This window comes from Hymenobacter sp. GOD-10R (assembly GCF_035609205.1).
In the GTDB taxonomy this organism is placed as follows: Bacteria; Bacteroidota; Bacteroidia; order Cytophagales; family Hymenobacteraceae; genus Hymenobacter.
In genome coordinates, this window is sequence record NZ_CP141184.1 from 814,601 (window position 1) to 838,424 (window position 23,824).

The 23,824-nt window shown below is 55.2% G+C and carries 15 protein-coding genes; 7 read left to right on the forward strand and 8 right to left on the reverse strand.

The window, feature by feature from the left end:
* Positions 1-33: 33 nt before the first annotated feature.
* The 4 genes from SD425_RS03370 to SD425_RS03385 form a co-directional block, all read right to left on the reverse strand.
* Positions 34-1,620 carry a PQQ-dependent sugar dehydrogenase gene (locus SD425_RS03370; RefSeq protein WP_324675406.1) on the reverse strand — a complete coding sequence of 529 codons (1,587 nt, stop codon included), beginning with the start codon at positions 1,618-1,620 and terminating at the stop codon, positions 34-36.
* A gap of 485 nt (positions 1,621-2,105) precedes the next feature.
* Positions 2,106-4,256, reverse strand: a complete 2,151-nt coding sequence (locus tag SD425_RS03375; protein WP_324675408.1) for a M48 family metallopeptidase — start codon at positions 4,254-4,256, stop codon at positions 2,106-2,108.
* A 271-nt stretch (positions 4,257-4,527) separates the two neighbouring features.
* Complete coding sequence (locus SD425_RS03380; RefSeq protein ID WP_324675410.1) at positions 4,528-5,676, reverse strand: TonB family protein; 1,149 nt, start codon at positions 5,674-5,676, stop codon at positions 4,528-4,530.
* Positions 5,677-5,861: 185 nt separating this feature from the next.
* Complete coding sequence (locus SD425_RS03385) at positions 5,862-6,881, reverse strand: aspartate-semialdehyde dehydrogenase (protein ID WP_324675413.1); 1,020 nt, start codon at positions 6,879-6,881, stop codon at positions 5,862-5,864.
* Between the two features lie 250 nt (positions 6,882-7,131).
* Here SD425_RS03385 and SD425_RS03390 point away from each other — a divergent pair, with 250 nt between their 5' ends.
* The 4 genes from SD425_RS03390 to SD425_RS03405 all read left to right on the forward strand — a co-directional run bounded on the left by SD425_RS03390 (position 7,132) and on the right by SD425_RS03405 (position 13,345).
* Positions 7,132-9,738, forward strand: a complete 2,607-nt coding sequence (locus SD425_RS03390; RefSeq protein WP_324675415.1) for a lamin tail domain-containing protein — start codon at positions 7,132-7,134, stop codon at positions 9,736-9,738.
* Between the two features lie 146 nt (positions 9,739-9,884).
* Complete coding sequence (locus tag SD425_RS03395) at positions 9,885-11,456, forward strand: DUF1800 domain-containing protein (protein ID WP_324675417.1); 1,572 nt, start codon at positions 9,885-9,887, stop codon at positions 11,454-11,456.
* 135 nt (positions 11,457-11,591) lie between these two features.
* Positions 11,592-12,803, forward strand: coding sequence for a DUF1501 domain-containing protein (locus tag SD425_RS03400; protein WP_324675419.1), 1,212 nt, complete (start codon positions 11,592-11,594; stop codon positions 12,801-12,803).
* A 146-nt stretch (positions 12,804-12,949) separates the two neighbouring features.
* Positions 12,950-13,345 carry an SPW repeat domain-containing protein gene (locus SD425_RS03405; protein WP_324675421.1) on the forward strand — a complete coding sequence of 132 codons (396 nt, stop codon included), beginning with the start codon at positions 12,950-12,952 and terminating at the stop codon, positions 13,343-13,345.
* Positions 13,346-13,486: 141 nt separating this feature from the next.
* Here the strand turns inward: SD425_RS03405 and SD425_RS03410 are convergent, their stop codons facing one another.
* The 3 genes from SD425_RS03410 to SD425_RS03420 all read right to left on the reverse strand — a co-directional run bounded on the left by SD425_RS03410 (position 13,487) and on the right by SD425_RS03420 (position 18,372).
* The gene (locus tag SD425_RS03410) at positions 13,487-14,356 is read right to left on the reverse strand and encodes a transporter (protein WP_324675423.1); all 870 of its coding nucleotides are present in this window, start codon (positions 14,354-14,356) and stop codon (positions 13,487-13,489) included.
* A gap of 63 nt (positions 14,357-14,419) precedes the next feature.
* Positions 14,420-16,912, reverse strand: coding sequence for a TonB-dependent receptor (locus SD425_RS03415; protein ID WP_324675425.1), 2,493 nt, complete (start codon positions 16,910-16,912; stop codon positions 14,420-14,422).
* A gap of 92 nt (positions 16,913-17,004) precedes the next feature.
* On the reverse strand, positions 17,005-18,372 hold the full coding sequence (locus SD425_RS03420; protein ID WP_324675428.1) for an Nramp family divalent metal transporter: 1,368 nt from the start codon (positions 18,370-18,372) through the stop codon (positions 17,005-17,007).
* Between the two features lie 158 nt (positions 18,373-18,530).
* Between SD425_RS03420 and SD425_RS03425 the strand changes: the two genes are divergently transcribed.
* The gene (locus tag SD425_RS03425) at positions 18,531-19,538 is read left to right on the forward strand and encodes a cation diffusion facilitator family transporter (protein ID WP_324675431.1); all 1,008 of its coding nucleotides are present in this window, start codon (positions 18,531-18,533) and stop codon (positions 19,536-19,538) included.
* Positions 19,539-19,615: 77 nt separating this feature from the next.
* On the opposite strand, the gene SD425_RS03430 is transcribed toward SD425_RS03425, so the two are convergent.
* A complete protein-coding gene (locus SD425_RS03430; RefSeq protein WP_324675434.1) occupies positions 19,616-21,010 on the reverse strand; it encodes a PQQ-dependent sugar dehydrogenase in 1,395 nt (464 codons plus the stop codon).
* 126 nt (positions 21,011-21,136) lie between these two features.
* Here SD425_RS03430 and SD425_RS03435 point away from each other — a divergent pair, with 126 nt between their 5' ends.
* Positions 21,137-22,822, forward strand: a complete 1,686-nt coding sequence (locus tag SD425_RS03435; RefSeq protein ID WP_324675436.1) for an amidase — start codon at positions 21,137-21,139, stop codon at positions 22,820-22,822.
* Between the two features lie 329 nt (positions 22,823-23,151).
* The gene (locus SD425_RS03440; RefSeq protein WP_324675438.1) at positions 23,152-23,799 is read left to right on the forward strand and encodes a hypothetical protein; all 648 of its coding nucleotides are present in this window, start codon (positions 23,152-23,154) and stop codon (positions 23,797-23,799) included.
* Positions 23,800-23,824 lie beyond the last annotated feature (25 nt).

A 23,824-nucleotide genomic window follows, 5' to 3' on the forward strand; every position in this document is an offset into this window, starting at 1 on the left:
TGTACTCAGTAAGCTAAAATTCAGGGAAGCCTATTAGTTGCGCACCAACGGCACGACCATTTGGGCTTTCTCGTTATGCACGCGCACCCAGTACGTACCGGCCGCTAGTTGCTCAACGTTCAGAACCTGGGGGCGCTGGCTGGCAACTTGTTGCGGCTGCCCTACTGACTGGCCGAGGCCATTGAGCAGTTCTACTCCATAATTTCCAATCGGCAAGCGGGTTAAATCCAGGGTTACACTTCCCTCCGACGGGTTCGGATACAGTCCTATCTCACGTTGTAAGCGTGCTGCTGTATTAGCAAGCGGCCGATCGTAGGTGTACACGATGATTTTGTCGGGCCGATCGAAGTTGTTGGTGGTCAAGTAGATCTTGTTGCCATCGGGCGATATAGCAACGTCGCGCAAGCGGCCATTGAGCTCCTGATCGGCGGTGAAAAAGCGCTTGGGGTTTGGGTCAGCCGACGTGGCGGGCGCTAAGGTTACGCCATCAGGGTTCAGCTTAAATTGGAAAAGCTCCTGATCGGTATTTGACCCATTCTTCAGCGTGACGACTAGCAGGCTGTTGGTCCAGGCAGGAATAGCGTTGCTGCTGTAGTAGGCGCCATCGGAGGGGGCCACGGAGCACCAGTCGACAGACGTGGGTGTGGTGGGTTGGGGCACGGCGCACCACGCGTACATAGCTGGTTTTAGCTGGTCGTTGGCAATGAGCGGGTTGGGGACGTAGGCGTTGATGTACGCAGTTTCACCGGGATAATTGTCGTCGCCATGATACCCGCGGACGTTCTTCCAGCCGTAGTTCATACCCTTCACCAGCACGTTGATTTCATCATCCGTACGGTCGCCATGCTCGGTGTCGTAGAGCACGTTCTGCACCGGATTGTAGATCAGGCCTTGCGGGTTGCGGTGCCCCCGGGTGAAGAAAGAATTACCTGGAATAGGGTTGTCGCTCGGAATAGTGCCGTCGATGTTGAACCGGTGCACCTTGCCATTTTTATAGGCTGGATCTTGCGCCAAATTATTCGGATTGCTTGATTGGGGTACGTAGCAATCAGGATTATTCGTGTCAGACACGCCGTTGTCGCCCACGGTGAAGTAGAGGTAAGGAAGTCCGTTCTGCTTAACGGCCAACAACCGACCACCTAGGTGGTCGTAGCCCGTGGGCATGTTTAGAACGAGGTCTTGGCTAGCCGTTACGCGGCTGTTAGGAGCATTCCAGGTCAGTCGTACGATTTTAAACTTCGTGGCTGGGGCCGCGGCAGTTCCGCTGTTGTACGAGTAGACAAAGTACACGTAGGAAGTCGCGCTGGTCAGGAAATCGGGGTGCAGCGTCAAACCTAGGGTGCCAGCACCAATATTGGGTTGAAAACACAGCGGCGACTGCTCCAGCGGCGACCCAGCGAAGTAGTCGGGGGCAGTATACACCACGGTCTTTTCACCCGTCGTCGGGTTTACCCGCGAAACCCGCCCGCCAGACTCGGTTAACCACAAGTAATTGTCGGGACCGTACGTCATTTCCCAAGGAGTAGTCAGGGAAGTGGGCAGCTCGGAACGGGTAAACGATTGGGCATGACCTAGGCCAGATAGAAGGAGCAGCCCAACGAGCGTAGATAGTTTTTTCATTAGCAATAGGTAGTAAAGGTTTGGTTAATATGGCCTTACGCTAATTATAAAAAATAGTCTAGCTCTACTATCTCTAGCAATGACGCACAGAAAAAGAGTTGCTCGTTGGAGTGAAAGCAACTGAAAAAATGATCTACTACATATTCATTTCTTCGCCGCCGAACACGCAATAGATGTTATTTCTTGAGACGAGTTCTGCGAGCAACTTGAGGAGAGCAACCTAACTTTTCTGTACTAGGATGAAAAGGCGGCCGCTTTAATAAGCCAGTGGCGCAGTCGTAGATGACATACAGGTTAGTCGAATGATAAGCAGAACTGCCCTCGTACCTAGCTGGCACGAGGGCAGTTCTGTTGAGCTGAATGCTCTTTCAATAACGAATCGAATTCATCACTACGCTTTCGATATCAAGCATAGGAACACCTTTTCGCTTTGCCGAAAGCTAGGTAGGTGTAACGCATACTTATTGCACGGCCTCCAGAAGAAGTTAGTCTTTCACTAAGGACAGTTCAGCTGTTGGTTCAAGCTTTGGTTGGCTTTTTACCGAAGCCACTAGCTCTTCCTGAAGGCGTAGTAGAGCACCTAGGTTTTTGAAATACAAACGTTGAAGCCGTTCACTACTTCCGTCCAGTACATCCAGAAAGTCGGAAAGAGAGTTGTTGCTTAACAGTACTACTCGCGGCATTTCGTAAGAGTGCATAACGAAGTCATATAGAGTCTTGTAGGACGCTAAATGCACAAGTGGCAGCAACTCAGTGACCCGAAGCGGTTGCATTGCCGCGTCAAAACTATCGAGACGCTTCCTAAATAGGATGTTGAAAGTGCCCACTTCGCGCTCCGTTAACTGGCCCTTTTTGAATATCTCTTGGATAGATTCACGCATGTCCGCCAGCAGCTGCAGGACTGTTTCCAAAGCCTGTTGAATCACATACTGTATTTGGTAGCGAGCAAGCCAAGCGGCTCGTTGCGGCGCATTGATGGTAGAGAGGTGCCAGTGTAGCGCCACTACTTGGCGGTCGAAGGTTGCTAACCAAGCGGTGTGTTGCTGCTTCTCTTGCGTGAGACGTTCTGTTACCGAGGCCGCTTCCGCCGCTTTGTAGGTTACGCCCGCCACTGTGAAGTGAGATTCCTTCGTGCGCTTTCCCTGGATAAGTGCTAGCCGCTGCAAATCAGCACGGCGGATTTTCGCGGCGTCAGTTCGCGCTTGTAGTTCAGGCCCAAACAAAGCTTGGTGAGCTTCTAACAGGTTATCAGCTGGTAACGTCGTCGTTTCAGCCAGCTCAGCAAATGTGCTAGGGTCGAGTAATGTGAGCAGGCGCGTGTCGTAGGTACCTGCATACTGCGGGTGATAGGTTAATTCATGTCGCTCGGCGGCTAAGAACTCCTCTATTTCCTGAGCTGGCAGCAACGTAGTGCCTAGCCGGGCATCTGCCCCAGAATAGATGATGTGCGTAATCGATTGGCGCAGTTCGTCGGGGTTGTTGAAGAGCAGCCAGGGCGAGCATTCATTTACCGGTCCTGGTACTCCCAGAGCTTGGGCACGCTGCTCGCGCAGATAGTCAGCCGGATGGCTCGCGTACATCTCTACCACTTGCACTTCATCAGGCTTAAAGAGGCGCTTAGGTCCTTCTGGTGAAGGTAAACTGCTCGTCAAGCGCTCTGCTAAGCTTTCCTGAAGGCAAAGGGTTTGATGATAAAACAGGTCATTGGTAGCTAACTTATGTTCCAAGGCGGTGCTAAGTTGCCCCATCGCTTGTTGCAAAGCCGTGCTCACTGGCCCTAGCTGATACAGCGCTTGGCAAATGGCATCGGAGCCCGCCATGCGCACAGCCATGCGGTCGGCTTCAAATTCCATCTCCCGTGACAGTGAGGCGTTAATTAGATGGATGCCTTGAAAAGCTAGCTCCAGCACCTTCCGAATGGCCCACACCACGGCGGTCATCAGCCACGCTACGAGCGAAACCCGAATATCCAACTGGCGCCATTTGCTCAGGGTTTCATCCCAGGCATCACGCTCATATACCATATCATGAATGATGCGGCTGGCCGTGTACGCGTAACTGCCTAGCCGCATAGTGCGCTGAGCAAAGTGCCCAAACTCGTGAGCCAGCACGGCCTTGAACTCCGTTAGGTTCAGGCCATTCACCAAACCTAGGCCGATCAGCAGGTTCTTCTGAGTGGGTAAAAACAAGCTCCGCAGCGTGTTGTCATACGACACAGAAGCGCTGACCTGGGCGTCGATGTAGATATTCTTCGGCATAGGTGCTCCCGATTCGGTACAGAGCTGCTGAATAAAAGCAAACAGCTCGGGCTGTGCCTCAGGAGCGAGCCGTAGCTGGCCTTCTCGCTCCTTGTGAGTTGCCTTGAAAAAGAACTTCACCAAGAACACGACGACCATGACGGCTGCCACTACGCATCCTAGGTGGAAAAGCGCCGTCCACATAGTGTAAGTGGGCAGGCGCATTGTTAGCGTGAAATACACCAGCCACGAGGCGGCGGCTAGCAAAGCTAGGTAGAGCAAAATGAAGAGCAGGATACTAGTCATCATCGCCGCAATCATCCACCTGTAGCGTAGGTTAGGACGGTCAAAACCAGCAGGCAGCACTGTAGGGGAAGGAGGGTATAGCGTTGAAGTCATAAATGAACACGGTAAATTTTTAGTCGATAATATGAGGGAAAATAGATATTTATTTGGTCTTACGTTCAGGTGTTTACTTTTTCTTGTGAAGTAACCACTAAAAACATAAGCCCCAATGATGGACAACATCATTGGGGCTTGTGGTAAAGTAAAGAGACAGTGAGCTTTTACTTAAGCAAGAGCTGCTTCTTTCAGCAGACCTAGCTTGGTCATGTGCTCGGCAATCTGCACGGCGTTGGTGGCGGCACCTTTGTATAGGTGAACTATCTTGTTACATGATGTGAAAGGAAAGAGGCACTACATAGAACACCTTCACAGGTTTGCCTTCCTGCTTGGCTGGTGCTACGGCCGGGTGCTGACTTCTGACAGCCGCCAGAACAGCATCATCTAGTTCGCGCCCAACTGAACTAACTATCTCGGGTTTCTCCAGTGCGCCGGCTTCATTGACTTCGAAGTAAACATACACGTCGCCTTGCATCTTGTTGCGCAGCGCCATAGGAGGGTACTTTGCCGCGCGTTGCAGTTTCGTTAGAATATCTGTCGGATCTGTTAGCGTCTTGAATACAGGCATCTGATCGGCGTACGGATAAACCTTCTCGGCGCTAGCAGAAGGAGTGAGGCGAAATGTGACCGGTAGAATGATAGCGGAGCTTGCAACGGGTGCTCCATTCTTACTAACAGGCGTCCAAGCAGGCATAGCGCTGATCCACTGCGTAGCGGCTTGTTCTAAGGTGCTACCTACTTGTTTGTTGATAGTTCGGGGCTTCGATTTGCCTTGTTGGGTGCCTTCAAAGGCTGTGAGTGGCCTAGCTTCTATTACTTTACCTGTCGCATCAAGCTTAAACTTAATAAAGACACGGCCTTCGGCTTGGGCTGCGCGCGCAGCTTCCGGATACGGTGCAGAAGCTAGGTAGGCGAGTAGGGCATCTGGGCCACCTGGATACTTAGCACTGCCAGCGTTGGTGTTAGCATAAGGAGCCAATAACTTGCTCTGGCTCTGCATGGCAAAGTTGATGGGCATCGTGAGAGCAACCGACACTGGCTGGCCCTGCTTTTTGCCCGGCTGCCAAGCAGCCGGCATGGTAGAAATCACCCGCAAAGCTTCTTGATCCAAAGCAGGATGTACCCCTTTCAAAACCTGAGCTTGCTCTACTTGCCCTTGTGCGTTTACCACAAAGGACACGAACACCCGGCCTACTGCACCGGTCTGAAGCGCTTCAGCCGGGTACCGCGTATTGTGTCGGATGTAAGCTATTACTGAGTCCGTTCCGCCGCCTCGAAAAGAGGGCATCTGCTCCACATAGGTATAAACGGGCGAAGTAGTTGTGGTAGCGGCTGGATTGGAAGTAGATTGAGCAAATAAGCTAGGCGTAATGGTGAGGAGCGCACCGACGATGGCGAGGCAATAAGCGTTCTGCATGGGTGATAGTAGGGAAGTGAATAAGGACTTGTTGAATAGTTTGGGTTCAAGGTAAATACTTCCAAACAATACATACCTAGCTTTTTATGGGGATAATAATGGCACCTAAAGAAGGGGAAGTATAAAGCAAAAAAGAGCCTCCTGGTGCTATACCAGAAGGCTCTTTCTAAACAATCAGCAGGAGCTTAAACCGCAGCTTCAGCCGTATTCTCTTTCAGCAGACCTAGCTTGATCATGTGCTCGGCAATCTGCACGGCATTGGTGGCGGCACCTTTGCGCAAGTTGTCGGCCACTACCCACATGTTCAGGGTGTTTGGCTGCGACTCGTCGCGGCGCAGGCGGCCTACTAGCACGGCGTCTTTGCCGTGGGCGTCTTTCGGCATGGGGTATACGTTGTTGGCCGGGTCGTCAACTACTTCGATGCCTTCCGTTTGTTCGAGCAAGCTGCGTACTTCGGCTAGGTCAAAATCTTTGGCGAACTCCACGTTCACAGCTTCCGAGTGGCCGCCCATTACGGGGATGCGCACGGTGGTAGCCGTTACCCGGATCGATTCGTCACTCATGATTTTCTTGGTCTCGTTCACCATCTTCATCTCCTCCTTGGTGTAGCCGTTCTCACCGAACACGTCGATGTGGGGCAGCACGTTCAGGTCAATGGGATGGGCGTAGGCGCGCGGGCCGTCGAAGTTACCGGCGCGCTCAGCCATGAGTTGGTCCACGGCTTTTTTGCCGGTGCCCGTTACGCTCTGGTAGGTGCTCACCACCACGCGCTTGATCTGGTAAGCCTCGTGCAGTTTATGCAGGGCCAGCACCATCTGAATGGTCGAGCAGTTGGGGTTCGCGATGATTTTATCTTCGGGAGTCAGCTCTTTGGCGTTGATTTCGGGCACCACAAGCTTTTTGGTGGGGTCCATGCGCCAAGCGGACGAATTGTCGATTACCACGGTGCCCACTTCTGCGAAGCGAGGGGCTTGCTCTTTCGAGACCGAGCCACCGGCCGAGAAAATGGCTACGTCCGGACGGGCCGCAATAGCGTCGTCCATGCTTACAACCTTGTATTTCTTGCCGAGGAACTCGATTTCCTGTCCTACCGATTTCTCGGAGGCCACGGGTAATAACTCGCTGACCGGGAAATTCCGTTCGGCCAGCACTTTCAGCATTTCGCCGCCGACCAAGCCGGTGGCACCTACTACGGCTACTTTCATGAGTGAAATAAGGGTTTGAAAGCCACGCGTGGAACGTGGTTCTAGGACAAAGATAAGAGAACGAACATATTGATACTGAATGATTATTTCACCGCGGCAGGAATGCGCCATAGCGCATTCGGTAGCCGGGCGCATTTGTTGGGCTAGGTCTGAGTCGTTCTGACGACAACACGCAACGACGAACGCACCCTGGCGCGCTCCTACGATGGCGCGGTTTTAGAATGTGGCAGACCCCGTTACTGCTTATTCTATGAGAAAATTATTTCTAAGTCTATTCTCATTATTATCCTTCCCCGCCGCCGCGCAACTCACCGATTCCTTTGCTGATGGTAACCTTACCCAGAATCCTACTTGGACCGGTGATGCAACTAGCTTTCAGGTAAATACCCAGCTTCAACTCCAAAGCAACGGCCCCGCCACCACAGGCACTACGCTCCAACTCACCACGCCCTGCCAAGCCGCCACGGGTACCACGTGGGAATTTTACGCTAATCTGAAGCTAGCTACCTCCAGCGGCAACTACGCCGATGTATGGCTCATGGCCGACCAAGCTGACCTAAAAACTACCGGCACCAAAGGCTACTTCGTACGCCTCGGCGGCACACTCGACGAGGTGGCGCTGTTTCGCAAAGATGCCACCGGCAGCCCCGTGTACGTGGTGAACGGGCTCGATGGCACCCTAGCTTCCTCGACCAACAACGTGGTGCGGGTGCGCGTAACTCGCTCGCCGCAAAACGTGTGGAAGCTGGAGCGCGACCTCACGGGCGCGGGCACGAGCTACGTGAGCGAAGGCACTGCCACCGACGCTACCCATCAGCGTAGCAACTACTTCGGCGTACTGCTGACGTACTCAGCGGCCAATAACCGCAGCTTTTACTTCGACGATTTTCGGGTGACGGATGCCACACCGCCGGTTTTAGTCAGTGCTACGCCCGTCACGGCGCGGCAGCTCGACGTGGTGTACAATGAACTTGTAGATGCAGCGCCGAGCGCCGTGAGTTACCGCCTCACGGGTGCAGGTGCGCCACCCGTGCTCACCGCCCAGCGTGACGCCTCCGATCCAGCCACTGTGCACCTAGCTCTGGGTGCCGATTTGCCTTTGGGCAACAACATCTTGGAAGCACGCAACGTGGCTGACCTATATGGTAACACGGCCGCAGGGCCGCTTGCCGTGAGCTGCGTGAACAAAGGCTTTCCGGTGGCGCCCGGCGTCAATCAGGTGCTCATCACTGAAATTATGGCTGACGAGACGCCGGTGGTAGGGCTGCCAGCCTCCGAGTATTTAGAAATCCATAATCCGACGTCCGGTACGTTGTTGGACTTAGGTGGTGTGCGGCTGCAAAAAGCAGGCAGCACCACGGCGGCCGTGTTTCCAGCTGGCGCTACGTTGCTGCCTGGCGAGTATGCTGTGGTATGCGGCAGCACGCGTGCTACGCAATTTGCCAGCTTCGGGAAAGTGTTTGGGCTCACCAATTTTCCGAGCCTCAGCAACAGTGGTGACCAGCTCCTGCTGCGCAGCCGCGCTGGCCAAACGCTGTTTGAAGTAAACTACTCGGACACGTGGTACAAAGACAACCGCAAGAAAGATGGTGGTTGGGCTTTGGAAATGGTGGACCTAGCCAACCCGTGTGCTGGCATCGACAACTGGACGGCGAGCACCGATGCCAGCGGCGGTACACCTAGTCGTGTTAATTCTACGAAAGCCACGAAACCCGACCTTACGCCGCCTGCGCTGCTGCGGGCTTTGGCACTGACTCCCACAACGGTGCGGCTGTTCTTCGCGGAAAAGCTAGATAGCACAACGGTGGCTAATCCGGCACTGTACACTTTAGCGCCGGCCGCTGCTATAACCCGCGCTGCGCCCGTTGGTCCGGATTTCCGGATGGTTGATCTGACGTTAGCCGCGCCTTTGGCTGTGAATAAACCTACCACTGTGACGGCGCAGCGCATCACCGACTGCGTGGGCAATGCTGCCGGTCCGGCAACTTCCGCGGCTTTTGCACTGCCAGGCACGCCTGCGCCAGGCGATATTGTTATTAACGAAGTACTGTTCAATCCGCGAACTGGCGGAGTGGATTTCGTGGAGCTGCTTAACCGCTCCGCCCAATATCTTGACGTGCACGGTTGGCGGCTAAGCAGCGAAACCGTTACGGGCACAGATGTAATGGATATTAGCTCCGAGCCGTACGTGTTGGCGCCGGGGCAGCTTGTGGTGCTCACCACGCGTCCCGATGTGGTGCAGAGCCAGTATCCTACGCATGACGCGGCGGCATTTCTGGCTATGAATAACTTTCCGTCGCTGCCCGATGACGCCGGAACGGTGATTGTGCTGGATGCCACCAGCCAGACGCTGGACCGCTATACGTACAACAAAAGCCAGCACCTAGCTTTGCTAGATGACCTGAACGGCGTGTCATTGGAGCGCGTTCGGCCCGAAGGGCCTAGCCTCGCCAGTAACTTCCACTCGGCCGCCAGCGTCGTTGGCTACGCCACGCCCGGCCGTCCCAATTCGCAGTATCAGCAAGACCCCGGCGGTGACAAGTTCTTCCGCATAGACCCCGAAGTCTTCACGCCCGACGGCGACGGACAGCACGACCTGACAACCATCAACTACACGCTCAACCAGGGCGGCTACGTAGCCAGTGTTACGGTGTACGATGCACAGAGTCGCCCTACGCGCCACCTGGTACGCAACGAAACACTAGCGGTGAGCGGCTTTTTACCGTGGGATGGACTAAGCGACCAGGGCCGCAAAGCACCCATCGGCTATTATGTATTTTACATTGAGTTGTTGCAGCCAAGCACTAGCCTGAAGTACGAATACAAGCGCACCGTGGTGCTGGGGGCTAGGTTGTAGAAATACGCCTTGGCGCATGCTGGTCCTATCGTTTGCAAGTAGTTGAGCGTCATTATGGGCCGAACATGCCGTAGCGCGTTCCTGCAGATTAAACCATTAGCCGTCAGTAGCGTCCAACGGCAGAGCTGGTTTAAAGTATGCTGCCTATGACCACCCAAAAGCGAATTCAGCACTTGTATTGGCGCGCCGGTTTCGGCCCGCGGCCCGAAGACGTGGACGCCGACATGTCGCCGCGCAAGGCATTGCGCAAGCTGTTGCGCGAGTCGGAAAAGTTCGAGCCGCTGGACAGTCCATTGATGCGCTACACGGAAATCAAGCCGCCCTTTGTGGCGGGCTCAGCCCCTGCTCCGGTGATGGATTCGCGGGTGACCGGCATGACAACCACGCCTGATCAAATGGCTACTTCTGCCAACACATCGGCGACCGTAGCTGGCCTAGCCCCTAGGGCATTGTTGGCGGGCTCAACTCCTGGGCGGCCGATGCTGCTGCGCCGTAGTCAGCTCACGCCTCAGCAGCGGAAGATGGAAAACGAGGGCATCCGTGACGCTTTTTACCAGATGAACCTTGGTTGGATGGAGCGCATGGCCAACTCGCTGGCGCAGCTGCGAGAGAAAATGACCTTCTTCTGGCATGGTCATTTTGCGTGCCGCGTGCGGCAGCCGGTTACGGCATTGCAGCTCAACAATACCATTCGGCAGCTCGCCCTCGGCAATTTTGGCGACTTGTTGCTGGCCGTGTCGAAAGAGCCCGCCATGTTGCAGTTTCTCAACAACCAGCAAAACCGCAAGCAGCACCCCAACGAAAACTTCGCCCGCGAGGTGATGGAGCTGTTTACCATCGGGCGCGGCAACTACACCGAGCACGATGTGAAAGAAGCGGCTCGTGCTTTCACGGGGTGGTCGTCGGATGAGCAGCACCAATTCATTTTTCGGGAAAAGCAGCACGATACGGGCTCAAAAACCTTCATAGGTCGCACCGGCAACTTTAGCGGGGAAGACATTCTGACGATTCTGCTGGAGCAGCCCAAAACGGCGGAGTTTATTACCACCAAGCTCTACCGCTTTTTTGTGAATGACACCCCTAGCCCGGCCCATATTCAGCCGCTGGCGCAAGCGTTCTACAAAAGTCATTACGACATCAGCGCCTTGCTAGAGCAAATGTTCTCGGCTGATTGGTTCTATGAGGCGGCCAATGTAGGCAACCGTATCAAGTCGCCCATTGAGCTGCTGGCGGGCATCAAGCGCACTCTAGGGGTGCAGATGGAAGACCCCAAACCGCTCATTGGCTACGAAAAAGCATTAGGTCAAACGCTCTTCGAGCCGCCGAACGTAGCTGGCTGGCCGGGTGGCCGCAACTGGATCGATAGCTCGTCGCTGCTGCTGCGCTTGCAACTGCCGCAGGTGCTGTTCAAAAATGCGCAGTTCAATGTGGCGCTCAAAGAGGATGAAAACGACATTTTACCGTCGGTTGCCAAGGCTGACCGTACGTTTCGACAACAGGTAAAAACGCACTTGGAGCTGAAGCCGATAGCTGCTTTCCTAGCCAAGATTCCGGAAGATCAGCAAGCCGCGAAGCTAAGCGAGTTTCTGCTGCAAGCGCCCATCCGGCCCGAAAACCTAGTACTGGTGCAGCAAACCGCCGCCAAAGCTCCGGTGGAAGCACGCCTAAAAACGATGATTACGAGCCTACTGGCGCTGCCCGAGTACCAGTTGATGTAGAATGTAGCGCGAAGCTCCTGCTTCGCGTGTCGTTGAACGATGATCATTGGGTAACCTAGGTGCAAGTCGTTCAACGATGCACGGAGCGGGAGCTTCGCGCTACGTCAGCACATTACCTCACCAAAAACCAACCTCATGACCAATCGTCGCGACTTCCTGAAAACGTCGGTGCTGGCTAGCTCGCTGCTATTCGTGCCGAAATTCCTGCACGCGTTGGACCGGCAGGGCGTGGCCCGGCTCGGCAACTCCAATGGGCGGCGACTCGTGGTCATTCAGCTGGGCGGCGGCAACGACGGGCTGAATACCATCGTGCCCTACCGCAACGATTTGTACTACAAAGCTAGGCCTACACTAGCACTGCGCGAGCAGAGCGGCCTGCTGACCCTAAACGACGACCTAGCCCTGAACCCGGCCATGACCAAGCTGAAGGCGCTCTACGACGAGGGGCGAATGGGCGTGCTCAATAGCGTGGGTTATCCCAATCCCGACCGCTCGCACTTCCGCTCCATGGATATTTGGCAGAGCGGCTCGGCGGCCGATCAGGTGGTGACAACGGGTTGGCTAGGTCGTTACCTCGACTCCAACTGTGCCGAGTGCCAGGTGCCCTACACTGGCGTGGAAGTAGACGACACGCTGAGCTTAGCCATGAAAGGCGGTCAGCGGAAAGGCTTGGCCCTAAAAAACCCCGAGAAGTTTCACCAGATCACCCAAAACCACTTCATCGCGCAGGTGAGCGGCGAGCAAGCGCCCAGCAATGCGTCCTCCGAGCTAGATTACTTGTACAAGACGCTGGCTGAAACTTCCTCGTCGGCGGAGTATCTGTACCAGACCTCGAAGGTGTATAAGTCTAGCGTGACGTACCCCAACACGGAATTTGGTCGCAACCTGAAAACGACCGCCGAGCTTATTAATTCGGGTATCGAGACGCGGGTGTTCTATGTGTCACTCTCGGGCTTCGATACGCACGTGCGGCAACACGAGCAGCAGGGCAAGCTACTTGGCGACTTAGCGGAGGGACTAGGTGCCTTCACGGAAGACTTGCAGAAAAGCGGACAGTTCGATAGCACGCTCGTGATGACGTTCTCGGAATTTGGGCGGCGCGTGCAACAAAACGCCAGCAACGGCACCGACCACGGCACGGCCAACAACATGATGCTGCTCGGCGGAGCCTTACGCAAGCCCGGTATTCTTAACGCGGCGCCGGACCTAGCCAACCTCGATCAGGGTGACTTACGTTACCAACTTGACTTTCGGAGCGTGTACGCAACCGTGCTGCGAGACTGGCTTGGAGCTAATGACACAGCCATTCTAGGAAGTGAATTTGAAAGGCTGTCAGGAATTGTATAAAAAATTTTATTCTGTTAATCAATTAGTTATGTAAAATAAGGGCTTACAGAATATGGGTATTTTATTAGCTCAACAATATCAATAAATTCCTGCGTGCGTAAGAGGAGACAAACAACCTTACCAAACCAACCAAAACTCTTCTTACGATGAAAATATTATCACCATCAGCCCACGGCGTAATGGATTACGCGACGGTTGCCATCTTTGCGCTAGCTCCCACCATTTTCGGCTTCACGGGTACGTACGCCACGGTTTGTTATGTACTAGCAGCTGGCTATTTGGTTGTCACGTTGCTGACCGCTTTCCCCATGGGTGCCATCAAGATGATTCCGTTCCCTATACATGGCGGCTTCGAGCTAGTTAGTGGTCCTATTATCCTGGCTTCGCCTTGGATCTTTGGCTTTGCTGATGCCAACCCAGTGGCCCGTAACTTCTTCGTTGCCATGGGTGTTGTCTTCCTGTTAGTATGGATGATTACCGATTGGCATGCTCAAACGCAAACTCATGCTCGCGGTTCGCTTATGACCGATCATAACCACTAGAGCTTAGTTATTTATAGTTTCTAGCTAAACGAAAAGGCCGATGTGGTACATACCACATCGGCCTTTTCGTTTAGCTAGAAGTTGCTGTAATGTAAGAGTGACTGCTAAGAAGCAATTCTAGTTCTTAATGCGGCAAACCAGCTACCGCCGGAAGCTGAAGCCAATAAAGTACTCGTGGTCAGTTTGGCGGTCGAGGGCAATGTGGGTGCCGAAATCAAGCTGCAGGTTGTCGCCGATGTCGAACTGCGGGCCTAGGTTGATGGAAGTGCGCCACGCCGACCCACGCATATCCCAATAGCCTACCAGCTCCACAAAGCCTTCGAGCCATTTAGCAAACTCTCGGTCGATGGTGAAGGTCGGGGTGAGTTGCGTGTAGTGTGAAGATGTTTCGCGGTCGTAGCTCCATACGCCAGCTACCTGGCCGCCTACATTCCAGTTGTGCGGTAGCTTATAAACCATTGGAACAGAGAGCCCAAGCTCCGTACCGCCTTCGCCCACATTGTGGCCGGTGGGCATGCGTACCAGCCCGAGCACTGCCAGCGCGAATGGTTTGTTGTCGTCGCCAACGATGTTGCGCTTCACGCGCAGCGTAAGATCCCCGAAACCCGCCTGACGGAGCGGCGAATCGTTGCCCGGGTCTTCCCATTGCTTATCAACGATGTACGACTCGACTTGCAGCTGTACATCCGTTTTGTCGGTGAGACCTAGCTTCAGGAGCATATGGTTTACATAAAACTCCCGTTCGCGGCTGCCCCGTTGGCGGCCATTAATTAGCCTAAAGCCGTCGTCTTCCAGTTGAAAGTGCCCGGCATCAACCGTGTAAGGGCTGTCGGTGATGCCGGGGCGGTCGGGCACCAAGGGACGCATGTATTTGCGCGGCGTCGGGTTGAAGAGCTTGTACTGGTGCTTGTCGACCGGAATAGTGTCGTTGAGAACTTGGGCGTGCGCGGCGCCCGTCGCGGCCAGCAGTATCTGAGCCGCTACTAGTAAGCGAGTGTACGATTTTGCCATTGCATGAGGGGAAAAGGAGAGAGTAGCCTCATACGAGGTCTGGCGTACTAAGATGCTGTTGGGCTAACCCCCAAAAGGCACAACGACTTTCACGCTGAGGTTGCGCCCCATGTTGTAGATGCCTAATCGACCGGTCGGCGAGGCTGCGTAGTACTCGAAATACTTGAGACGATTCAGGTTTGATTGATAGGCTTTGTCGAACACATTGTCCAACTGGACAAAGAGTTGCAGCCACGGTTTGGCCTGGTTGGTCACGAAGCTTGTGCCTGCACCTAGGCTCCAGAGGGCATAGCCTGGCGTAGCCGTTTCAGTATTGTCGACGGCGTAAAATCGATTTTGAGTTGCTACCGCTTCCACTCCCACATGCACGTAGGTTTGAGCTAGCCAACGAGCAGGTTTGGCTAACGTGGCTCGAAGCTCAGAGCGGGTGCGCAACGGCGGCATAAAAGGCAAGTAGCGGGCGGCGCGACCGTGCTGCTCCCGTAGCGGCTGGTTTTGGTTGAGCCCATTTACAAAGGCGAGGCTATTATCGAAAAGGAGCCACTTGATAGCGCGCGGATGCAGCTTCAGGCTAGCCTCCAGGCCATAGAGCCGGGCAGCGGCTTGCTGGTACTGATACGTCGTGTTGCCTGGCACGATTACTACCGGTTGGCCGCTGGCATCGTAGAGCTTAGCTTGGTAGATATAGTTCTGGATGTTGTTATGGAACACCTCCACGCTGGCGTCCAGGTCGGGCAGGTAGGCCAGCAGACCTAGGTCTTGCTGCAAGGAAAACTCAGGCTGAAAGCTGCGGTTGCCGAGGTACACGATGTGCGCGCCGGGGTCGAGGCCGTTGGAGCCTACTTCAGTGATATTAGGCGCCCGGTAGCCCCGCGCCACGTTGGCCTTCACCAGCAGCCGCTCCGATAGGCTATAGGTTGCCCCTAAGCTCCCCGATACACCCCGAAACCATTTATTCAGCGCCAGAAACTGAGGCTCAGCGCCCGCTGCTTTCTGCGCCGAAACGCGTTGGTCGAAGCCCGTAGCGGGGTTAGGAACGACGTAAAAATCATCCCAGGTGAGGCGGCGCGCATCGTAGCGGGCCCCACCCGAAAGGTCGAGCTTCCCGAAAGACTTTTTCAGGAACACGTAAGAACCTAGGTCGAACAAGCCGTAATCAGGAATGGGAAAGTCGGTGGCGTCGCGGTTGCGGTTTAGCTGAGCCATACCGTTTACCCCGACGGTCGTTTCCACGCCCTGCCAAGTGGGTAAGTTGTCGCGCAGGTCATAGTTGTAGGTCGTAAGCGCCACGGCCAGGCCTGCCTGCTTGGGCGCCGTGGGATGGTTGAATTCGTAGCGGAAGTTCTGCTGCGCCCCCAGTAACAAACTAAGCTCATGCTGACCTAGCTTCACCTGGCTGCGGTTGAACAGCCGGTAGTGCTTAATGAGTTGGTGCAGGGTCCCGATGGAGTAGGAGCGCAACCCGTCGTCTGTTACGAGCGGCCGGTTCTTGATGTCATCTAGGTTCGCTTCGAACACCTGCTTGGTGAAGCGCCGGCTGAGCGAGTCGCGGCTGCCATCGGGGATTTCCTGCTGGTTGTGGTAAGCGGTGGCGTACCAATGCGAGTAGCCCCACGCTTTGTCCACGCCCACCATACCCGAGAGGTTCAGCTCCCGGAAAGCCGTGCCGTACACGCGGCCATCGATGCTATTCTGGTAGTTAGCCGCCGTTTTTTGCGAGACACGGAAAGCGTATTGCCACGCCGGCTGCCGATAGGAGAGACCTAGGGACGTGCCAATCAGGCCATTGTTGGAGTGGTACTCGCTGATAATATCACCGCGGAGTTTGCCTACTGGGCCGCTTGGGTGAGCCGGCAGCATATTGATAACCCCGGCCACGGCATCGGAGCCGTACATGAGGCTGGCGGGACCTTTCACTACTTCGATGCGCTCAATGTCGTACTGGTCGACCTCAATGCCGTGCTCATCTCCCCACTGCTGTCCCTCTTGGCGCAAGCCATTGTATAAGGTGAGTACCCGATTATAGCCTAGCCCCCGAATGAAGGGCTTCGAGATGTTTGGCCCGGTCGTCACGGCCGTGAGGCCTGGCACTCCACGCACTGCTGCGTCGATGAGGTTGGTGCTGAGGTTTAGGTTCATCTCGCGCTTGCCAAGCACGGCAATCGGGACGGGGCTGCGGCGGATTTCGGTAGTGCGCGACACGCCCGTTACCACTACTTCTCCTAGCTTCGAGGTAGTAGGCTTGAGCACCACATTTACCTCCACTGCTTGCCCGGCGGCTATTTCCACTGGCAAGCGTTGGGCATCGTAGCCCAGAAAAGAAAAAACAACCTCGTGCTTGCCCGGCGCTACGGAAGCTAGCTGGTAGTGGCCTCCTTTATCCGTGGTAGCGCCTACAGCAGTGCCCACGAGCACCACGCTCACAAACTCCAATGCCTGTCCTTCCGCCGTTACGCGGCCCCAAATGGCGCCGTGCTGCGCTTGTGCTAATTGCCCGAAGATGCTGAGAAGCAAGAAGCTAATCAGAATTCGCCAGTACGTAGAAAAAGCGCTCATGTGCTTGAGATTGGCTTAAAAATTAATTTAGATCGACCTAAATCAAAAGGCAAAAGAAAACCGCTGCCAAGGCTGGCAGCGGTTCAAAGTGACTACGCGAAGAACGTCTGAAACAACAAGTACACGTTTAGCACGATGATGATACCTGACACAACCCAAGCGGTAAGCTGTACCACAGGGCGGTTGGCGAATACGCCCATTTTGGCCCGGTCACCCGTAAATAGCACCAGCGGCACCACCGCAAAGCTGAGTTGAAGCGACAGAATAACTTGACTAAGAACCAGCAACTCACTCGTGCCTTTTTCCCCGTACATCAGGGTCACGATGAAGGCCGGTACTACCGCAATGCCGCGCGTGATGAGGCGACGAACCCAAGGCTTTAAGTGGAGATTTAGGAATCCCTCCATTACGATCTGTCCGGCTAGGGTGCCCGTCAGGGTAGAGTTCTGACCAGAAGCTAGCAGGGCTATAGCAAACACCGCACTGGCTGCACCGGCACCTAGCACCGGAGCTAGGAGCTTATGAGCATCCGAAATGTCGGCTACATCGTGCATGCCGTTGCGGTGGAAGGCTGCGGCCGCCGTGACTAGGATGGCACCGTTCACAAAAAACGCTAAGAACAAGGCCACCGTCGAGTCGATGGTGGCAAACTTGATGGCCATACGCTTGCCGGGTTCCGTTTGCTCGATGGCCCGCGTCTGCACGATGCTGGAGTGCAAGTACAGGTTGTGCGGCATTACGGTAGCACCCAAAATACCAATGGCGATGTAGAGCATGCCTGGGTTCGTAACCACCTGCTTCTGCGGTACCAGTCCTTGCAGAATGCCAAAGTAGTCGGGGTGCGATACGATAATCTCGTAAAGGAAGCACCCGAAAATCAGGAAGATAAGACCGGCTATAATGCTTTCTATCAGGCGGAAGCCCTTGCTTTGGAACAGCAAAACCAGGAACACATCCAGAATCGTCAGTCCTACGCCCCAGGGCAGCGGCAGCCCAAAAAGCAGATTCAGGGCAATGGCTGAACCAATGACCTCGGCCAGGTCGCAGGCGGCAATGGCTATTTCGCAGAGCACCCACAGCATCATCGCCGTGGGCTTGGAGTAATGGTCGCGGCAGGCTTGCGCTAGGTCACGGCCCGTCACAATACCTAGCTTGGCGGCTAGGTGCTGCAAGAGCATGGCGAAAAGATTGGAAATCAGAATGACGGATAATAGCGTATAGCCGTAGCGCGCCCCGCCCGCAATGTCGGTGGCCCAGTTGCCGGGGTCCATGTAGCCAACGGCTACCATCAAACCGGGTCCCCAAAACGCTAAGAACTTACGCCAAAATGGAGCATCGGCGCCCGGAACCTTGATGCTGGCAAATACTTCACCCAAGGAAGGTGCTTGCCGAGCACGTCGCCATCCTGTTTCGGCCGGAGGAGGAGGCACTACAGGTGCATTCTGTACTACTGGCGGCATATCGTTCGGATAAGATGACTTCACAAAGGAAATTTTAGAAAGGCCTAAATTATTTTTTAAGCCCACTTAAATACAACATTTTTCTTCTAAATGTTTCGAAAAGCCGGGAAGTAAGTTTTTTACCGGATTTTTGTCCCCCCATTCTGGGTTCCTAGCACATGAACATCGCCAAAACCAAAAGTCAGTTCGGTCTTATATCGCTCTTAGTGAGCATAGGGTTGGTGGGCATAAAATTTTATGCCTATTACCTGACAGCATCACAAGCCGTTCTGACTGATGCGCTTGAGTCAATCATCAACGTATTTACGAGCGGCTTTGCGCTGTATAGCCTCTACCTAGCCGGGCAGCCCAAGGACGAAAACCATCCGTACGGCCACGGCAAAATCGAGTACCTGTCCGTTGGCTTCGAAGGGGCCCTGATCCTGATTGCGGGCGTGTACATCTTCTACAGCGCTACTTTGGCGCTGCTCCACCCGCACGCCGTAGCTCGGCCCGACTGGGGCATGGCGCTGCTCGGCTTCACAGCCCTGGTAAACCTAGGTACCGGTTTTATGCTGATTCGCTCCGGCAAACGGCTTAGTTCGGTGGCGCTGGTTGGCGACGGGCAGCATCTGTACCTTGATGCGCTGAGCACGCTGATATCGTGCGTGGCGCTGGTACTGGTCGCTGTTACCGGCAATGTGCTCTTCGATGCTGGCGCTGCTCTGGGCCTAGGTATTTTCATTGTCGTGAATGGCTACCGCATGGTGCGGCGCTCCGTATCGGCGCTCATGGACGAGGCAGATGCTACGGTGGTGCGCGATGTTATTGCGGAGTTGCAGCGCTACCGCCAGCCCGCCTGGATTGACGTGCACAACCTGCGCGTGCTCCGCTACGGCGCCGACCTGCACATCGACTGCCACATCCAAATGCCCTATTACTTCAGCCTAGAAGAAACGCACACCGAACTCAATAAGATCGAGCACCTCATTCGTCAGCGCTTCGATGTGGAAGTGGAAATGTTTGTGCATGCTGACCCGTGCACATTTGCAGCTTGCTCTCTCTGCCATATGCCCAATTGCCCCGTACGCCAGCATCCCTTCGCGCAGGAAGTGACTTGGACGCTCGGCAACGCCGTTAAAAACGAGCGCCACCATCTGACGCCGGAGCTGGAGGAGAAGCAGTAAAAGCTAGGTAGCGCTCTAAATAAAGAACGCCATGCTGCGACTCGCGCAGCATGGCGTTCTTTATTTAGCAGGAAGCTCTAATTCACTACTAAGCGCTGGGTGAACTGCTCGGGGCCACTGATGGCACGCACTACGTACACGCCGGCTTGTAGTCCGGCTAAGCTCACTTGCAGGTCATTTTGGCCGGGAGTAAACGCAGCGGTGCGTACGGTCCGGCCTAGGGCGTCGTGCACCGTAGCGGTGGCAGTGCCGCTGGGGGAGCTAGGTAGGTGGAGCGTCACGGCGTGTTGGGCAGGGTTAGGCCACAGGTGAAAGGCTGCATTGCGTGGGCTCTTGTTGGCTAGCACATAAGCGCGGTTTTCCAGCACCAAGATGCGGTCGTCGGTGGCGGCGGGGGTGCCACGACCGTCGCGGTTGCTGGTGCCCACGTAAATCTTGCCCTGCGGCGACACACAAATGGCTCGCAACCGACCGAAGCCTGACAAGTAGCTAGCTGCGGTGCCCACCGCATCGCCGTTAGCCTTCAGGGGCAGTTGGGTCATGCGCCCACCTTTCAGAGCTACAGCTAGCAGCGTGTTGCTCCACTCCGGAATAGCCGGATGATTATAATAGGCTAGACCAGCCACGCCCACTGTTGGCGCCCAACTGTACAGCGGTGCGCGCACGTTGTTGGCCGTGCAGAAAGCCTGCTCATCGGGGAGGTTGCAATTGCCCTCCACCGTTGGCCAGCCATAGTTGCGATTAGGCTCAATGAGGTTTAGCTCGTCTTCGGCATCCTGGCCGTGTTCACTGCTGTAAATTTTGCCGTTAGCGGCGCGTATAAGGCCCTGCGGGTTGCGGTGACCATAGCTATACATGCGGTTGACGGCCACGGGGTTGTCGGTCGGAATGGTGCCATCTAGGTTAAGGCGGAGCACCTTCCCGATAAGGGCCGTGGTGTTCTGCGCTTCGGGGCGTTGTTGGGCATCGCCGGTGGTCATGAGCAGGGTGCGGTCGGGGAGGATAAGCAGGCGCGAACCCGCGTGCGTGCTGGTTGCAGGTATGTCGCCGAGCAAGACCAGCGGATTGCTCAACGAGCCGGTACCCGTGGCGGAGTAGGTGTAGCGAACGAGCTTTTCCTTATAGCTGCCATCGTTGTAGTTATAAACGATGTAGACGTAGGGCGAAGTGGCAAAATCAGGGTGCAGCACCATACCGAGCAGGCCACCTTCGCTGCTAGTCACTACATCGGACACGGTGATGAGTGGCAGCACTTCTCCGGTCGTCGGGTTGACGCGGCTAATACGCCCTCCACGCTCCGTCATCCAGATAAAGTCATCAGGCCCCCAAATCAGCTCCCAAGGCACCATCAAGTTGGAGGCTAGGGGCGTTACGGAAACGGTGGTGCTGCCCACCGGAAAGGTCGTAGTCTGGGCCAAAACGCTACTCGACAGTAGCATAATTCCGAGAATATATGTAACAAATTTTTTCATGGTAACTAGTTAAGGATGAATGGATAATGTCTATACGAAAAGCCGCCGAAGAAAGCTTTAATCAAATAAACTTGCTCACTTCCGCAGCTAGGTTAGCTTTGTTAAAGCCACTTTCCCCTCTTTTTAATGAAAAGAATTTTACCACTACTCACGGTTGGCTTAGTCTCCTTTGGCGCAGGCGCGCTGATACCGCGCCCCGCCGCCTTGCCCGAAATCACGATGCCGATGGCGCGAGCGGCCCAAGAGCTATTCGGCCTGAGCTTTACTGAGGCCCAACTCGACTCGACCCGGCGCAACCTTACCTCGTACCGCGAGAGTTACCAGACGCTCCGCGGCATCAGCTTGCCCAACAGCGTTGCCCCTAGCCTCGTATTCGACCCTCGGCCATTACGTTTGCGGCAAGCCATGCTGGTCACCACCAAATCGGACGTGGGTAAGCTGCCGGCCGCTGGTAAAATAAAGCTGCCCTCCAACCGCGACGCCCTAGCTTTTTACACCGTCCGCCAGCTCGGCGAGCTGTTGCGCACCAAGCAGATTACCTCCGAGGAGCTAACGACGTTCTTCTTGGCACGCCTCAAGAAATATGATCCGCAGCTACACTGCGTCATCACCCTCACCGAAGACCTAGCCTTGCAGCAAGCCCGCCAAGCCGATCAGGAAATTAAGGCAGGGAAATATCGGGGGGCGCTGCACGGCGTGCCGTTCGGGGTAAAAGACTTATTCAGGGCCAAAGGTTACAAAACTACTTGGGGCTCGGTGCCCTATAAAGAGCAAACCCTCGACGAAGATGCCGCCGTAGTTGAGCGATTGCGGGCGGCGGGCGCGGTGCTCGTGGCTAAGCTAACCCTCGGGGAGCTAGCCCAAGGCGACGTGTGGTTTGGCGGCAAAACCCGCACGCCCTGGGATGTCACGAAGGGGTCGAGCGGCTCGTCAGCCGGGTCGGCTTCGGCGGTGGCGGCGGGGTTGTTGCCGTTTGCCATTGGCACCGAAACCCTAGGTTCTATCGTCAGCCCGAGCACGGCGTGCGGTGTTACGGGCTTGCGCCCAACCTACGGGCGCGTAAGTCGGGCCAATGCCATGGCCTTGAGTTGGAGCATGGACAAAGCCGGCCCGCTAGCCCGCTCAGCAGAAGATTGTGCGCTGGTGCTCGCCGCCCTCACTGCGGCTGGCCCCGACCCACGCGACCCAGCTACGATGCTAGCCTCCAACACGTTTCGCTACGCCTTCGATGCCGACGTGAAGAAGCTGAAGGTGGGCTACGTGAAGGCTAGCTTCGACCAAGACTACCCAACCAAGGCCAACGATCAAGCTGTGCTGGAAGTGTTGCACAAGCTAGGAGTGGAGCTTGTGCCCATTACGCTGCCAACTATTCCGCCCGCTAGCCTCCGTTTCGTGCTGACTGCTGAAGGAGCCGCTGCTTTCGACGACTTAACCCGTTCGGGCCGTGACCAGCAAATGGTGCTGCAGAACCGCTTTGCCTGGCCTAACACGTTCCGCTCGTCGCGCTTCATTCCGGCAGTGGAGTACATTCAGGCCCAACGCGTGCGGAGCTTACTAATTGAGCAAATGGATACTCAGTTGAAGGGGCTGGATGCGTACGTGTCGCCATCCTTCGTGGGCACTAACTTGGTGCTTACCAACCTCACCGGTCACCCAGCCGTGGCTTTGCCGAACGGCTTCACGGCGCAGGGCTTGCCCACGACTATCACCTTCATGGGCCAGCTGTATGAGGAGGGAAAGTTGCTGGCCTTGGCCAAAGCCTACCAGGATGCCACCGATTTCGATCAGAAACATCCTGCGCTCAATTTCTAAGTTTGTAGCAGAGGCTTGTGGAACATGCGTTTATTTACACAAGCCTCTCCCTGCCCTTGCTTACCTAACCTAGTTGCTGCGTGGTGCAATGGTTTCTTTTTACCCTGTGCAGCAGCCTGATGATCTCCTAAACAGTCTCAATTGCTAGCCCCATACGACGCGTATGAGCTAGAAACGCAACTTGATTTCGCGTTTTCAGCAACACCGGACCGTTTTTTGGAGAGTAGAATGTCTAATCATTATAGGACTCCGGCGGCTAGCTAAGAGCTTCTGGTGGCAGTCGCTACATTCTATCATTATCAGGTATCCATTTTTAACGGTAATCCGACTTGAATACTACTCTCGCTACTCGTTGGAATCGGCTGACCGCACCGCTCACCACTGATGTGGCGCTGCGCAATGCTACCTTTCATCAGCTCTCGGAAGCCTATTGCGCGTCGGATCGGCATTACCACACCCTAAATCATATCCGCAACCTGCTTGATTCGCTAGAGCGCTCGGGGTTGGCATTGCATGATCCAGAAGTGGTGAAGCTAGCTATCTGGTTTCACGATGCGGTATATAGCTCCTTGCGCGACGACAACGAGGCACGCAGTGCGGCTTTAGCGAAAGAGTTTCTCTCCAAAACCACGCTGTCGGCTGAGCGCTGCAACCGGGTGGCTTACTTAATTGAGCGTACCAAAGACCACACCCAGCCCCAGCCCGCCGCCGACGTCGACTTGCTCTATTTCCTCGACGCCGACCTACAAATCTTAGGTGCCCCGGAAGCTGATTATTGGCAGTACGCTCGCCAAGTGCGCCAGGAATACCGTTTGGTACCCGACTTCATGTACCGGCGCGGCCGGCGCAAGGTGCTGGAAAAGATGCTCAGTACCGCGCAGCTATACCAGACGGAAACCTTTCGCAGCCGGCTGGAAGCTGCTGCGCGCCGCAACTTGCAAGCTGAGCTGCACGCCTGGGACAAGGACGGATTATAAAAGCACGGGTAGTTGCAACACCTAA

Bases quoted from the DNA above. Each gene is read 5' to 3' on its own strand.
- SD425_RS03430 (WP_324675434.1), bottom strand. From the start codon at position 21,010: ATGAAAAAATTTGTTACATATATTCTCGGAATTATGCTACTGTCGAGT.
- SD425_RS03405 (WP_324675421.1), top strand. From the start codon at position 12,950: ATGAAAATATTATCACCATCAGCCCACGGCGTAATGGATTACGCGACG.
- SD425_RS03410 (WP_324675423.1), bottom strand. From the start codon at position 14,356: ATGGCAAAATCGTACACTCGCTTACTAGTAGCGGCTCAGATACTGCTG.
- SD425_RS03370 (WP_324675406.1), bottom strand. From the start codon at position 1,620: ATGAAAAAACTATCTACGCTCGTTGGGCTGCTCCTTCTATCTGGCCTA.
- SD425_RS03435 (WP_324675436.1), top strand. From the start codon at position 21,137: ATGAAAAGAATTTTACCACTACTCACGGTTGGCTTAGTCTCCTTTGGC.
- SD425_RS03390 (WP_324675415.1), top strand. From the start codon at position 7,132: ATGAGAAAATTATTTCTAAGTCTATTCTCATTATTATCCTTCCCCGCC.
- SD425_RS03385 (WP_324675413.1), bottom strand. From the start codon at position 6,881: ATGAAAGTAGCCGTAGTAGGTGCCACCGGCTTGGTCGGCGGCGAAATG.
- SD425_RS03375 (WP_324675408.1), bottom strand. From the start codon at position 4,256: ATGACTTCAACGCTATACCCTCCTTCCCCTACAGTGCTGCCTGCTGGT.
- SD425_RS03395 (WP_324675417.1), top strand. From the start codon at position 9,885: ATGACCACCCAAAAGCGAATTCAGCACTTGTATTGGCGCGCCGGTTTC.
- SD425_RS03380 (WP_324675410.1), bottom strand. From the start codon at position 5,676: ATGCAGAACGCTTATTGCCTCGCCATCGTCGGTGCGCTCCTCACCATT.
- SD425_RS03420 (WP_324675428.1), bottom strand. From the start codon at position 18,372: ATGCCGCCAGTAGTACAGAATGCACCTGTAGTGCCTCCTCCTCCGGCC.
- SD425_RS03415 (WP_324675425.1), bottom strand. From the start codon at position 16,912: ATGAGCGCTTTTTCTACGTACTGGCGAATTCTGATTAGCTTCTTGCTT.
- SD425_RS03425 (WP_324675431.1), top strand. From the start codon at position 18,531: ATGAACATCGCCAAAACCAAAAGTCAGTTCGGTCTTATATCGCTCTTA.
- SD425_RS03400 (WP_324675419.1), top strand. From the start codon at position 11,592: ATGACCAATCGTCGCGACTTCCTGAAAACGTCGGTGCTGGCTAGCTCG.